Source organism: Novosphingobium sp. ZW T3_23 (genome assembly GCF_044987305.1).
In the GTDB taxonomy this organism is placed as follows: Bacteria; Pseudomonadota; Alphaproteobacteria; order Sphingomonadales; family Sphingomonadaceae; genus Novosphingobium.
Map to the genome: position 1 here is coordinate 23,952 of NZ_JBJDRF010000052.1, position 13,597 is coordinate 37,548.

Consider the following 13,597-nt stretch of genomic DNA (forward strand, 5'->3'; position numbering starts at 1 on the left):
GCCGGTAACGTCATCCGCCCCTCCCCCGCGAGGGAGGATTGCGCTACAGGCAGCTTGACAGTTTGCCCAGTCGCCGCTTTTGCGCCGCAATTATCGGCCAGAGCGCCGCCCGAAATGACCGGAGTTGAAATGACCATGGACCGCGCAGAGACCTCGGCCCGCATCGCCGCGCTGATCGAGCCCTTCAACAAGAAGGGCGTGGCCGTGACCGACGCGACCCGCTTCACCGACGACCTCGAGTTCGACAGCCTGACCGTCATGGACTTCGTCGCCGCCATCGAGGACGAATTCGACATCATCATCTCGATGAACCAGCAGGCCGAGATCGAGAACTACGGCCAGCTCGTGGACGCCGTGGTCAAGCTTCAGGGCTGAGGGACACCGCGATGACCGACATGCTCAGCGAAAACGAAACGCAGGCTCACACCGACCTGTTCAGCAAGTTCGATCCCCTGATCGAGATGCGCCGCGATCTGCTTTCCACCGGCGTCACCGATCCGTTCGGCCTCGTCATGGAAAAGGTGATCTCGCCCACCGTCGCCCTGTGCAACGGCCGCGAGACGATCCTGCTCGGCACCTATAACTACATGGGCATGACCTTCGATCCTGACGTGATCGCGGCGGGCAAGCAGGCTCTTGACGACTTCGGCGCCGGCACCACCGGCAGCCGCGTGCTCAACGGCACTTACGCCGGGCACAAGGCGGTCGAGGAAGCGCTATGCGACTTCTACGACATGAAGCATGCCATGGTGTTCTCCACCGGCTACCAGGCCAACCTGGGCATCATCTCGACGATCGCCGGCAAGGGCGACTACATCGTCCTCGACATCGACAGCCACGCTTCCATCTGGGACGGCTGCAAGATGGGCGACGCCGAAGTCGTGCCCTTCAAGCACAACGATATCGAGGCGATGGAAAAGCGCCTGCGCCGCATCCCCGAGGGCGCGGGCAAGCTGGTGGTGCTGGAAGGCGTCTACTCGATGCTGGGTGATATCGCCCCGCTCAAGGAGATGATCGCCGTCGCCAAGAAGTACGGCGCCATGGTGCTGGTGGACGAAGCGCATTCGATGGGCTTCATCGGCCCCAACGGGCGCGGCGTGGCCGAGGACCAGGGCTGCCTTGACGACGTGGACTTCGTGATCGGTACCTTCTCCAAGTCGGTCGGCACGGTCGGCGGCTTCTGCGTTTCGAACCACCCCAAGTTCGAGATCATGCGCCTGGTCTGCCGTCCCTACGTCTTCACCGCCAGCCTGCCGCCCAGCGTCGTCGCTACCGCCACGACCTCGATCCGCAAGCTGATGACGGCCGCCGAAAAGCGCGCCCACCTCTGGGAAAGCTCGCGCACCCTGCACAAGGGCCTGACCGATGCCGGCTTCGAGCTCGGCACCGACGAACCGCAGAGCGCGATCATCGCTGTCATCATGCCCGATCTCGAACGCGGCGCGATGATGTGGGAGGCGCTGCTGCACGAGGGCCTCTACGTGAACCTCGCGCGTCCGCCGGCAACCCCTGCGAACATGACCCTGCTGCGCTGCTCGCTCTGCGCCGAACATTCGGCCGAACAGGTCCAGCAGATCATCGGCATGTTCACCCGCGCCGGCAAGACGGCCGGGATCCTGTAAGCACTCCGTCGTCCCGGACTTGATCCGGGACCGCTGGCCGCGCCTTGCTCGCGAGCGGGGCGCCTAAAGGACTGCCAGCGGTCCCGGATCAAAGTCCGGGACGACGCGGTTCCTCAATCCTGGTGGCGGTCCACCAGCGCAAGGAACGCCTCAAGCCAACCGCCGACGAACCCGGCCGACTGCTCGCCGATGGTGCCTTCCGACGTGATCAGCCCATCCTTCCACTGGATGAAGGCTTCCGGCGCGCCGAGAGTTGGCATGTCCAGGTAGGCCAGCACGTTGCGCAAATGCTGCTGGGCGAGCGCGGTGCCCATCGCGCCGATGGAGACGCCGATCACGCCCGCCGGCTTGCCCGCCCAGGCACTGTCGCCATAGGGGCGCGAGGCATTGTCGATGGCGTTCTTCAGCACGCCCGGCATCGAGCGGTTGTACTCGGGCGTCACGAAGATCACGCCGTCGCTGCTGCGGATCAGTTCCTTGAGTTCCTTCACCGACTGCGCCTGGTCGCCGTCGTCGTCCTGATCGTAGAGCGGCAGCGAACCGATATCCGCGAAGACGAAATCATGGCCTGAAGCGGCGGGCAAGCGGGTAACCGCTTGTGCGAACTGGAGGTTGTACGATTCGGCACGAAGGCTTCCGACGACGACGACGATCTTCGACATGACGACTCCTCTTGGCTGTTTGCTGCCGACACCAGGTATCGGCGTAAACGGTGTCAGTGGGAAGTCCGGGAAAGCGGCAAGGTTGCAAGCGATAGACCATGCAGGCGTTTGCCGAACGACAACCGCCCATCTCGCTCCGTCATCCTGAACTTGGTTCAGGATCCATTTCTGACCAGCAGTGGTCGGATGTTCGGCAAAATGGATCCTGAAACGAGTTCAGGATGACGCGGTTCTATCGCGCAGGCAGGCCCGGATCGTTTGAGATGGTAACGCCGATCGGCTAGGAAGCGGACATGCGAACACTCTGCCTTCTCGCCGCAACCCTGTCCCTGGCAGCTTGCGGACAGTCCGATCCATCGCCGGGGCCGGACGACGTCACGGCCGGGGAGACAGAGGCTCTGGCCGAGGCGGCGGAGATGTTCGAGGCTCGCCCGGAACCCACCGCATCTGCCGCGGTGCCTGCGAAAGCAGCGGCGCAGGCCGAGTGAACCTCAGTCGAAACTGACTTTGCCGCGCCCGGCCTTTACCGAGCCGCGCAGTTTCTTGCCTTTCAGCCGCTGCTCCTTGCCGACCCGGTTGAGCCGGCTCTTGGCGCGCTTTTCCGGCAGCTTGAACGCCTCGCGCAGCATTTCCGCGAGGCGCTCGCGCGCGTCGGAGCGGTTGGCTTCCTGGGTGCGGAAGCGGCGGGCGGTGAACATCAGTTCTCCGCCCGAAGTCATGCGGCTTCCTGCCAGTTCCTTGAGCCGCGCGAAGACCGGCGGGGCCAGACGCAGGGCATAGACGTTGATCCGCAGCTGGACCGCCGTCGCCACCTTGTTGACGTTCTGGCCGCCCGGCCCGGCGGAAGCAATGAAGCTTTCGCTCGCCAGTGCCTGGGCGCGGTCTATCGTGGCCTCAACTTCGCTCATTCATCGCTGAAGCCGAGCGCGGCGAAATCGCGCGGCATAGGCGCCACCGCCACGATCGGTTCCTTGTCGCCGCGCGGTACGGTGATGCCTGCCGCGTGGAGCATGGTGCGCGGGGCGCCCTTGCTCGAGCCGTAGACCGGATCGCCCAGCAGCGGCAGGCCGAGGCCGGAAGCGGCATGGACGCGGATCTGGTGGGTGCGGCCGGTTTCGGGGCGGAATTCGACCAGGGTCAACCCGTTCTTCTCGTCCAGCTTGCGCCAGTGAGTGACGGCGGGCTTGCCCTTCTTCGCCGGAATCATGCGCCAGCCGTCCTTGACGGTGCTGACCTTGGAGAGGTTGAGCGCGATCGTACCTTCCTCTTCCGTCAAGGTGCCGGCAACGATGCCGAGGTAGCGCTTCTGGACCAGCTTTTCCTCGAAAGCGGCGGAAAAGCGCTTCAGTGCCTTGGGGTTGCGCGCCAGCAGCAGACAGCCCGAGGTGTCGCGGTCGAGCCGGTGAACCGGCGCGGGGCGGCGCTGGAAGCCAAGCTTCAGTTCGTCCAGCCGGTCTTCGAGGCTCGGCCCGCCGGCGCGCGGCGTATCGAGCGGAAGGCCGCCGGGCTTGTCGATGACCAGCGCTTCGCCGTCCTCGAAGAGGATTTCCAGTTCCATGTTACGTCAATGCTTTCTCTATGCGCCGAAGCGCCTCTTCCAGCCGCGCGTCGTCCGCGGCGAAACTGATGCGGAAACCGTCACGCCCGCCAAAGGCAGAAGCCGGGACCAGCGCCACGCCGTGTTCCAGCAGGTGCAGGGCCAGCTTCACGTCATCCCCGCCGAAGCGCTCCATCAGCGGCGCGGCGTCGATCATGCAGTAGAATGCACCGTCCGGGGTCGGCGTGGACAGGCCAGGGATCGCGTTGATCGCGGCGACCACTTTGTCGCGGCGCTGGCGGAACCGCTCGCGCCATTCGGCCAGGAAGTCCTGCGGACCTTCGAAAGCCGCGACGGCGGCGGCCTGGCTGATCGAGCAGGGATTGCCCGAGGAATGCGACTGGAGCTTTTCCATCGCCTTGATCAGCCATTGCGGCCCGGCGGCGACGCCGATCCGGAAGCCGGTCATCGCGTGGCTTTTCGACACGCCCGAGACGGTCAGGATGCGGTCGGCAAGGTCCGGGCAGAGGTTCGCCAGCGTGGCATGGGGACGGCCCGTATAATTGAGCGGCGCGTAAATGTCGTCGGACAGCACCATCACGCGCGGATGGCGGCGCAGTACTTCGCCGATGCCGCGCAGCATGTCCTCGGGATAGTAGGCGCCGGTCGGGTTGCCGGGGCTGTTGAGCAGCACCCAGAGCGTGCGCGGCCCGATCTGCGCTTCGAGATCGGCTGGCGTGAAGCGGAAATTGTCCTTCGCGGCGGTGAGCAGGGGCACGACCTTGCCGCCCGCGAAACGCACGATTTCGGGATAGCTGACCCACCAGGGCGAGGGCACGACCACTTCGTCGCCTTCGCCCAGCGTCGCCAGCATGGCATGGAAGATCGCCTGCTTGCCGCCCGCGCTCACCGTCACTTGCGAGGGCGGAACCGCGATGCCCAGATCGCGCCGGAAATGCAGCGCGGCAGCCTGCTTGAGCTGCGAGGTGCCGCCAACCGCCGTATACTTGGTTTGCCCGGCGTCGAGCGCGGCTTTCGCGGCTTCGATGACATGGGGCGGGGTCGCGAAGTCCGGCTCGCCCACCGAGAGCGAGATCACGTCGATGCCGGATTCGCGCAGTTCGATGGCGCGATCGGTCATCGCGGTCGTGCCCGATGGGGCGATGCGCGAGAGGGCGGGGGAAACGTGCATCACGCCAGCAGCCGTGCCGGCATCAGCCCGCGCAGGGCATTGCCTATGAGGAAACCGTCCGCAAGATCGTCCAGCGTCAGTTCCGCTTCTTCCGCGCGGCCCTGCTCGATCAGCGAGCGGCGCAGCACACCGGGCAGGAGGCCCAGCGCGGCGGGCGGGGTTAGCAGCCTGTCGCCGCGTTCCAGAAAGAGGCTGGTGAAAGTGCCTTCGGTGACGAGGCCGTCATCGCGCAGGAACAGCGCTTCCTGCGCGCCGGCCGCCTGGGCCGCCGCAAGCCCTGCCTCGTAGAAGCCGCGATCGCTGGTCTTGTGGCGCAGGCGCCAGTCGCCGCTGTCCACCGGCAGAGGCAGTACGCCCACGGTGACGGGGCCGGAAAACGCAGCGGGCCGTTCGGCGAGTTCGAGCGAATAGGCACCGCTGCGCGCGGCGACCAGGCGCAGCTTCGAGGGGGCCTCGGCATCGAAGCACAGGGCCTGGATGGCATTGCGCACGGCGTGGCGATCGAAGCTGAAGCCCAGCGCTTCGGCGCTGGCGCGAATCCGCTCAAGATGGAGTTCAAGCAGCGGAATGCCCTTTTCGGGCGTGAAGCACATCGTCTCGATCAGGTCGAAACTGGCGGGCGAGGATGCCCCTGCCGACTCTCTCACGAAACCCCCTTTGACCAGGCATTCCCGCCATTCGGGAAGCGCTTGTGAATCGGCGACCACGGCCGAACCGACGCCGAGGATGGCGCGGCCGCTGCTGCTGTCGTCGCGAGTGGCGCCCGGCAGCAGATGCAGAGTGCGGATTGCCACATTGAAGGCCGCATCGCCAGTGGGATCGATCCGTCCGATCGAGCCGCAATAGGGGCCGCGCGCATAGGGTTCCACTTCGGCGATCAGCTCCATGGCGCGGATTTTCGGGGCGCCGGTGATCGAGCCGCAGGGAAACAGCGCCCGCAGGATATCGACGGCGCCCTTGCCCGGCGCCAGTCCGGCGCGGACGGTCGACACCATCTGGTGTACGGTCGGATAGCTTTCGATGGCGAAGGGATGCTCTGCCCGGACGCTGCCGGGTTCGGCCACGCGCGACAGGTCGTTGCGCATGAGGTCCAGGATCATGAGGTTTTCGGCGCGATCCTTGACGGACTCTGCAAGGTCGGCGCGCAGAACGATGTCCTCGGCGTCGTTCCGGCCGCGGGGGCGGGTGCCCTTCATCGGCCGCACCGTCACTTGCCCGCCTTCCAGCGAAAAGAACAGTTCGGGCGAGAAGCTGAGCAGCCAGTGCGATCCATCGCAGATCACCCCGCCATGGCCCGCCGCCGCCGCCGGGCGGATCGCGGCATAGAGCGCCAGCGGATCGCCATGCCAGGGCCCGGCCAGCGGGAAAGTGTGGTTAGCCTGATAGATGTCGCCCGCCGCGATGGCTTCGTGGAGCCGGGAAAAGGCGCGGCCGTAGTCCCCGGTGGAGATCTGCGGCTCAAGGGGGCCGATACCGACGGGGCCGGGCCGGGCGTGATCGGCCAGCCAGCCGGGTACGTCGGCGGCAGGGAGCGTTTCATGGCTGGAAAAGGCGCCGAACCAGACCAGCGGACCTTGAACGCCAGCGCCTTGGGGCGCCAGGCCGGCCAGTCTGGGTTCGAGCGTGAGGCCCGCTTCGTAAGCCATATACCCCGCCAGATGGAGGCCTTTGTTCGACAGCGCCTCGATCCGGGCGAGCGCGTCGATGACCTCGTGGCCATGGCGCGCCACGACCACCTCCACCGGCGCCCGGTAGATACGGGCATGCGCAGCGCTATCGCCACGGGCGTCATCAAGGAGAACGAAGGGTTCGGGCATGGTCTGGCCGCGCCTGTAGCGATGAACGTCGCCTCTGGCAAAATCCCTCTCGCCCTTGCGCACAGGCGGCTCTATCACCTTGCATGGGTGCAAGGGAGCGGTGAATGGACGAGATTTTCCTGGGACTCGGTGCCAATGGCGAACGGCAGGTGTTGCGGCTGGGGCGGGCCAACCGCCACGGGCTGATTGCGGGCGCTACCGGCACCGGCAAGACCGTGACGCTCCAGACCATGGCCGAGCAGTTTTCCGCTGCCGGGGTGCCGGTGTTCCTGGCCGACGTGAAAGGCGATCTCTCCGGCATCGCCATGGCCGGAAGCCCGCAGTTCAAGAATGCCGCCATCCTGGAAGCGCGCGCCAAGGAAATCGGCATCGCCGACTACGGCTATTCCGACAATCCGGCGGTGTTCTGGGACATCTACGGCGAACAGGGCCATCCCATCCGCACCACCATCTCCGAGATGGGGCCGCTGCTGCTGGCGCGGCTGATGGACCTCAACGACACGCAGGAAGGCGTGCTCAACATCGTCTTCCGCTATGCCGACGAGCAGGGACTGCTGCTGCTGGACCTGCCCGACCTCCAGGCCATGCTGGCCCATGTGGCCGAGAATGCGGCCGCGCTTTCCGGAAAATACGGCAATGTCACCAAGGCCAGCGTCGGCACGATCCAGCGCCAGGTTCTGGCGCTGGACAGCCAGGGCGCGGCGCAGTTCTTCGGCGAGCCGGCGCTGGAAATCGTCGATTTCATCCGCAGCGACGACAAGGGGCGCGGCTACATCAACGTGCTGGCGGCCGACAAGCTGATGCGCAGCCCCAAGCTCTACGCCACGTTCCTGCTCTGGCTGCTGTCCGAGCTGTTCGAGGTGCTTCCGGAAATAGGCGATCCCGACAAGCCGAAGCTGGTGTTCTTCTTCGACGAGGCGCACCTGCTGTTCGACGATGCGCCCAAGGCGCTTCAGGACAAGGTAGAGCAGGTGGTTCGCCTCGTCCGCTCGAAGGGGGTGGGCGTCTACTTCGTCACCCAGAACCCGATCGACATTCCCGAGGACATCGCCGGGCAGCTCGGCAACCGGGTTCAACACGCGCTGCGGGCGTTCACGCCGCGTGACAAGAAGGCCATCAAGGCGGCGGCGGAGACCTTCCGCATCAATCCCGATCTGGATGTCGAAGCCGCGATCACCGAGCTGAAAGTGGGCGAGGCGCTGGTGTCCACGCTGGATGACGAAGGCGCCCCCTCCGTGGTCCAGCGCACGCTGATCGCGCCGCCGCGCTCGCGCCTGGGTCCGGTGGAGCCGAAGGAGCGGGCGATCGTGCAGTCGATCAGCCCTTGCGAGGGCAAGTACGACACCCCGGTCAATCGCGAGAGCGCCGAGGAAGTGCTCGCCGCCAAGGCCGCCGATGCAGCGGCGACCGCGCAGGAAGTGGCAGACAAGGGACGGGAGGAAGTTTCCAGGCAGGAGCGCAAGAACCCCAGCCTGTGGGATGGTCTCGGCGGCAAGGTGGCCAAGGCCGCAGCCGGCGCGGCGGCGGCCAGCGTGGGCTCGATCCTGGCCCAGTCGGTGCAGGGCAAGAAGAGCCGCGCCAACCCCAAGGCCTCGGCCGCCAGCGCGGCGGCGGGTACGGTGGGGGATGCTTTCGGCAAGGCCATCGGCTTTCCGGGCCTCGGCCGCTTTGCGCGCAATCTCATCGGGGGCCTGATGCGCTGACCTGCCCCGTCGAGTTCCCAAGTATCGGCTTCCTGCGAATCGGCCTTACGAGAATAGGGGGGGCGGTCCTGCTGGCAACGTTGCTGCTGGGTTCCGGCAGCGCGCTGGCCGACACGGATTCGCAGCCCGGCGCCAAGGGCATCGTGATAGCCGACCATAGACCGGACCTGCCGTTCGGCCGTCTCGATGCCGTGGTCCAGCCATTGGCGTACAGGCTGGACATAACCCTCGACCCCGGCCAGCCGCGCTTCTCCGGACACGTCGAGATCGATGTGACGACGCAGGAGCAGGCGTCCCGGATTTATCTCCACGGCCGAGACCTCGACGTGACCCGAGCAGAGGCGCGGATCGGCACGCGAATCATCGGGGCCCACTGGCGGCAGCTCGATGCACTTGGCCTCGCTGAACTGGGTTTCGACGAGCCGCTTCCGGCAGGACCGGTGACGCTCTCGTTCGACTACTCGGCAGCCTTCGCGCAGGGACCGGCGGGCCTGTTCCGGGTGAACGTGGACGGCGCCTGGTATGCCTGGAGCCAGTTCCAGTCGATCGATGCGCGCGCGGCTTTCCCCTGCTTCGACCAGCCCGGCTTCAAGACCCCGTTCTCCGTGACCTTGCGTACACCGCCGGGTCTTTCTGCAATCAGCAATGGCCCGGAAATCGGTGCGCCTAGCATGGAAAACGGCCTTTCCGTCCATCGCTTCGCGTCAGGGCCGCCGCTGCCCACTTATCTGGTGGCGATCATGGCGGGGCCTTTCGCCATGCTCTCGGGCGAAGTGCCGCCCACGCCGCAGAGGCCGGAGCCGCTGCCGCTACGGATCGTCTCCACGGGGCAGAACGCGGGGAATCTGGCTTTCGCCCTGGAAGGCAGCAAGCGCATCGTCGCCCTGCTCGAAGACTATTTCGGCGAACGGTTTCCCTTTCCCAAGCTCGATCAGGTGACCACGCCGATCCTGCCCGGCGCCATGGAGAACCCCGGTGCCGATCTCTACCGCGACGATATCCTGGTCATGGACGAGAACGCGCCGGTGGAGCAGCAGCGCCAGTTCGGCATGATCGTCGGGCATGAGCTTGGCCACCAGTGGTTCGGCGATCTCGTGACCCCGGAATGGTGGGACGACCTCTGGCTCAACGAAAGTTTCGCCAATTGGATCGGCTACCGTGTGGGCGAGCAGTGGCGCCCGGACCTGGGTATCGCCGGGGACGCGCTGGGCACAGGCTATCAGGCGATGGACACCGACGGGTTGCTGGCCGGGCGGCCGATTCGGCAGCCGATCGACACCAGCGAACGGATCGATTCGGCCTTCGATTCGATCACTTACGGCAAAGGCGGGCATGTCGTCGGCATGGTCGCCCAATGGCTGGGCGAGGATCGGTTTCGAGAGGGTGTGCGCCGTTACATCACCGCGCATCGGCAAGGCACCGCCACCAGCGCGGACTTCTTCGGAGCCCTTGCCGAAGTGGCGGGCGATCCCCGGCTGGTTCCGGCCATGCGCAGCTTCGTGGAGCAGCAGGGTGTTCCGCTCCTGGCCTTGCGCCAGAGCGGAGACAAAGTCGCCGTCACCCAGCTTCGCTACACCACCGCAGGGGTGGCGCCGCCCGAGGCGCGCTGGACGATACCGCTCTGCTTCCGGCGCGGCGCGCAGCGCACATGCGCGATCATGGACCGGCAGAACCAGAGCTTCACCGTTCCGGGCGAAGGGCCGGTGTTCCCCAATGCGGGCGGCAGCGGCTACTATCGGTTCGAATTGACGGCCGTGCACTGGCGGCAGCTGATCGCCGGGGCCGATGGTCTTCCCGGCGGCGAAGCGCTGGCTCTGGTCGATTCGCTGGACGCTTCGATCCGCGCGGGACGAGGCAATGTCTCGGAAATGGCCGAACTGGCGCGCAAGCTGATCCGACACGCCGACCCGCACGCCGCCGACGCGCCCGACAAGGCGCTTTCCCGGTACCGCATGCAGGGCTTCGTCGGCTCCCAGGGGCGCCTTGGCTTCAATCGGCTGCGGGAGAGGCTCTATGCGCCGCTGCTCAAGGAACTCGGCTTCGATCCGGCCTACGGCGTCTATGCGCATGACGCGCGGCCGCGCAAGCAGCGGCGGGTGCAGGTCGTCTCCACTTTGCTGGGCACCGGGCGGGGGGCACAACTGCGCGATCGCCTTGCCGATGCCATGGCGGCCTACCTGGCAGGCGACAAGGCGGCTCTCGATCCCGCGTGGCTGGACCACGCGCTGGATCTCTACCTGAACAAGCGGGAGATCGGGGCGGCGCGCGATCTCGTGGACCGGGCGCTGGCTTCGGAAGACCCGGTGTTTCGCCCAGCCGCGCTGGCGGCGGCGTCGCGCACCAGCGATCCCAAGCTGGCCGCCTGGCTTCTGGCGCTGGACGATCCCCGGCTCAGGGACAGCGAACGTCGCGATCTGCTGGACGGGATCATGGCCCGCAGCGCGACGCGGGACATGGGTTACGATTGGGCCCTGGAGAATCTCGACGTCCTGCTGGATGGCAGCGACGGCCCTTTCCTGGTCACGCGCCTGCCGCAGATGCTGGGGCGGTTCTGCTCGGTGGAACGCGCGGCGCGGATCTCTCGCGACTTCGAGGCACGGCTGGCGGGGACGCCCGGCGCGCTGGAACTCGATCGCGCCATCGAACGCGTGCGCAATTGCGGGCTGCTCGATGACATGCTGGGCGCGCAGATCGATGCCGAATTCGCGAAGATGCGGTAGGGTGGTTCCTACTGCGCCGATCAGTTGAGCGGCAGTTCCAGCCTTGCGTCCAACCCTTCGACGACACCTTCCGCAGAAACCCGGTTCGACAAGACCAGCGCGCCGCCATGCTGGTCGGCGATGGCGCGGGCCAGCGCCAGGCCGAGTCCGGCACCGCCGGTAGCGCTGTTGCGCGAGGGGTCACCGCGCGTGAAGGGGTTCATCATCGCATCGATGGAATCGTCCGGAATGCCTGGGCCATCGTCCTCTATCAGGATGACCGCGCGCGAAGAACCGTCGCGTTCGGTCTCTCGCGCCAGCGAGACGCGGGCGCGTTCGCCATAGCGCAGGGCATTGCCGATCAGGTTGCGCAAGGCGCGGCGGATCCAGGTGGGCCGCAATTCCAGCGCCATGCGTTCGGTGTCGCCCACTTCCACCGGCTCTCCCATGTCCTCGTATTCCTCGATTACCGAGAACATCAAAGCGGACAGTTCGGTGCGTTCCAGAGGGTCGCTGGGCCGACCGACGCGGGCGAGCGAGAGGATGTCGTCCAGCGTATGCACGATGTCCTCGATGGTGGTTGCCATGCGTTCGCGCTCGGTATCGTCGGTGACGGACTCGATCCGGACGCGTAGGGCGGCGAGCGGCGTCTTGAGATCGTGGCCGATGGCGCCCAGCATCACGTTCTTCTCGTCGAGCAGGGCGGCGATGCGCGATTCCATGGCATTGTGGGCGACGATCAGGCGCTGCATGTCCTCGGGACCGGACGGCGGAAGCTGGCCATCGACGTCCTGCGTGGCGGCGAAGCGCTCCAGGCGGCGGGTCAGCGCCGCGAGGGGCCGCGTGATGCGGCGCAGGATCAGGGCGACGGCCGCCATGACCACGACGTAGATCAGGATCGTCTGCACCAGGATCGGTGTCAGCAGGACGTTTTCGGGACGCGGCGCGCGCACCCGCGAGATGATCCAGCTGCCGTTCTCTTCAGTGCGCACACCCACCACGAGCAGGTTGGAGCGCATCATGCGCTCGGTGTCTTCCCGCGAGAGGGCATAGTTGGCCGCGCGGTCGAGGGCATTGCGGCGGGCCACCCGGTCGCGCCCGACGTCGCGGTGGACGACCACGATCTCGCGCACGGGGAAATCCTGGTCGGCGAGGATCTTGGCCAGGCCGACTTCGGCTTCGGCATCGCGGCTTTCACCGGGGGCAGCGGGCGAACGGGTGCTGTATTCGAGGTGGTAGCCCTTGGGCGGCGGCCCGGAGAGCGGCACGCGGGGGCCGTCGCGCTGGCCGTCGCGATGGCGCGACAGGGCGCGGGGCCCGCGCGTTTCCATGATCAGGCGGAAGGCGGAGGCATTGAGCATGCTCGCTTCGTAGCCTTCGCGCTGGGCGCGGTAGACGAAGAATGCGCCGAGGCCCTGCACCAGCATCAGCGCGACGGCCACCGCCAGCAGCATCTGGCCCATCAGGCTGTGGGGGCGCGGCATCTTCAGGCCCGACATCTTCAGGTCCGGCATGGCCAAGTTCGACATTGACCGCTCTCGCTCAGTCCGCTTCCAGCGGCACGCGCCGGACGTCCGTTGCCAGCATATAGCCGCCGCCCCAGACCGTCTGGATCAGTTGGGGATTGCGCGAATCCACTTCGATCTTGCGGCGCAGGCGGCTGACCTGGTTGTCCACCGCGCGGTCGAACAGATGCGCCTCGCGGCCCTGCACCATGTCCAGCAGGCGATCGCGGTTGAGCACCTGGCGCGGATGTTCCAGAAACGCCATGAGCAGGCGGAACTCGACCGAAGAGATCGGCACGGTCGCGCCTTCGGCATCCGACAGGCGGCGCTTGAGCGGATCGAGCAGCCAGCCTTCGAAAGCGAAAGCCTCGTTTTCGGGCGCCTGCGCGGGGACGCGGGCGGCACGGCGCAGGACGGAGCGGATGCGGGCGACCAGTTCGCGCGGTTCGAACGGCTTCACCACATAGTCGTCGGCGCCGATTTCCAGGCCGACGATGCGGTCGGTCGCCTCGCCGCGCGCGGTGAGGAAGATCACCGGAACATCCTGCGCCTCCACCAGGTGCCGGCAGAGCGAAAGGCCGTCCTCGCCGGGCATCATGATGTCGAGCAGGACGAGATCGGGCTTCTCGTCGCGCAGCTTGCCGCGCGCGTCGGCGGCGCTGGTTGCCGGCGTTACGGCAAACCCCTGGCGCGACAGGTAGTCGGCCAAGGGTTCGCGAAGGGCGGCTTCGTCATCGACCAGCAGAATGCGGGCAGGCGAGATGTCGTTCATTCCATTCCTTTTCCGGCCGTTTTTCGGGGCGGAACCGTCACTTCGGCGTAGGCGCTGCTGGAGCCGAGGGCGGCGGAGGGGGCGGGGG

The 13,597-nt window shown here is 66.6% G+C and carries 12 protein-coding genes; 5 read left to right on the forward strand and 7 right to left on the reverse strand.

Annotated features, from left to right (window positions below; translation table 11 throughout):
- Positions 1–135 precede the first annotated feature (135 nt).
- Both ACI3K3_RS20485 and spt read left to right on the forward strand, forming a co-directional pair.
- On the forward strand, positions 136–375 hold the full coding sequence (locus tag ACI3K3_RS20485; RefSeq protein WP_031341387.1) for an acyl carrier protein: 240 nt from the start codon (positions 136–138) through the stop codon (positions 373–375).
- Between the two features lie 11 nt (positions 376–386).
- A complete protein-coding gene (gene spt / locus ACI3K3_RS20490) occupies positions 387–1,622 on the forward strand; it encodes a serine palmitoyltransferase (RefSeq protein ID WP_404917054.1) in 1,236 nt (411 codons plus the stop codon).
- 113 nt (positions 1,623–1,735) lie between these two features.
- Here the strand turns inward: spt and ACI3K3_RS20495 are convergent, their stop codons facing one another.
- Positions 1,736–2,284: an NADPH-dependent FMN reductase gene (locus ACI3K3_RS20495; RefSeq protein ID WP_404917056.1), complete on the reverse strand. Its 549-nt coding sequence runs from the start codon at positions 2,282–2,284 to the stop codon at positions 1,736–1,738.
- Positions 2,285–2,577: 293 nt separating this feature from the next.
- On the opposite strand from ACI3K3_RS20495, the gene ACI3K3_RS20500 reads away from it, so the two are divergent.
- A complete protein-coding gene (locus ACI3K3_RS20500) occupies positions 2,578–2,772 on the forward strand; it encodes a hypothetical protein (RefSeq protein WP_404917058.1) in 195 nt (64 codons plus the stop codon).
- Between the two features lie 3 nt (positions 2,773–2,775).
- Here ACI3K3_RS20500 and arfB read toward each other — a convergent pair whose 3' ends face one another.
- Genes arfB through pabB form a run of 4 tightly spaced genes read right to left on the reverse strand, consistent with a single transcriptional unit; the run spans position 2,776 to position 6,830 of the window.
- Positions 2,776–3,192 (reverse strand): alternative ribosome rescue aminoacyl-tRNA hydrolase ArfB, encoded by a 417-nt coding sequence (gene arfB / locus ACI3K3_RS20505; RefSeq protein WP_404917060.1) that lies wholly within the window; start codon positions 3,190–3,192, stop codon positions 2,776–2,778.
- Positions 3,189–3,842, reverse strand: a complete 654-nt coding sequence (locus tag ACI3K3_RS20510) for an RluA family pseudouridine synthase (RefSeq protein WP_404917062.1) — start codon at positions 3,840–3,842, stop codon at positions 3,189–3,191. Before ACI3K3_RS20510 ends, arfB begins: the two co-directional genes overlap by 4 nt.
- A gap of 1 nt (position 3,843) precedes the next feature.
- Positions 3,844–5,013, reverse strand: coding sequence for a pyridoxal phosphate-dependent aminotransferase (locus tag ACI3K3_RS20515; RefSeq protein WP_404917064.1), 1,170 nt, complete (start codon positions 5,011–5,013; stop codon positions 3,844–3,846).
- Positions 5,013–6,830 carry an aminodeoxychorismate synthase component I gene (pabB, locus tag ACI3K3_RS20520; protein WP_404917077.1) on the reverse strand — a complete coding sequence of 606 codons (1,818 nt, stop codon included), beginning with the start codon at positions 6,828–6,830 and terminating at the stop codon, positions 5,013–5,015. Before pabB ends, ACI3K3_RS20515 begins: the two co-directional genes overlap by 1 nt.
- 104 nt (positions 6,831–6,934) lie before the next feature.
- On the opposite strand from pabB, the gene ACI3K3_RS20525 reads away from it, so the two are divergent.
- Both ACI3K3_RS20525 and ACI3K3_RS20530 read left to right on the forward strand, forming a co-directional pair.
- Positions 6,935–8,533, forward strand: a complete 1,599-nt coding sequence (locus tag ACI3K3_RS20525) for a helicase HerA-like domain-containing protein (RefSeq protein WP_404917066.1) — start codon at positions 6,935–6,937, stop codon at positions 8,531–8,533.
- A gap of 80 nt (positions 8,534–8,613) precedes the next feature.
- Entirely contained in the window at positions 8,614–11,253 is a 2,640-nt protein-coding gene (locus ACI3K3_RS20530) for a M1 family metallopeptidase (protein WP_404917068.1), read from the forward strand.
- Positions 11,254–11,273: 20 nt separating this feature from the next.
- Here the strand turns inward: ACI3K3_RS20530 and ACI3K3_RS20535 are convergent, their stop codons facing one another.
- Positions 11,274–12,761, reverse strand: coding sequence for an ATP-binding protein (locus ACI3K3_RS20535; protein WP_404917070.1), 1,488 nt, complete (start codon positions 12,759–12,761; stop codon positions 11,274–11,276).
- 13 nt (positions 12,762–12,774) lie between these two features.
- The gene (locus ACI3K3_RS20540; protein ID WP_404917072.1) at positions 12,775–13,509 is read right to left on the reverse strand and encodes a response regulator; all 735 of its coding nucleotides are present in this window, start codon (positions 13,507–13,509) and stop codon (positions 12,775–12,777) included.
- Positions 13,510–13,597: the final 88 nt, after the last annotated feature.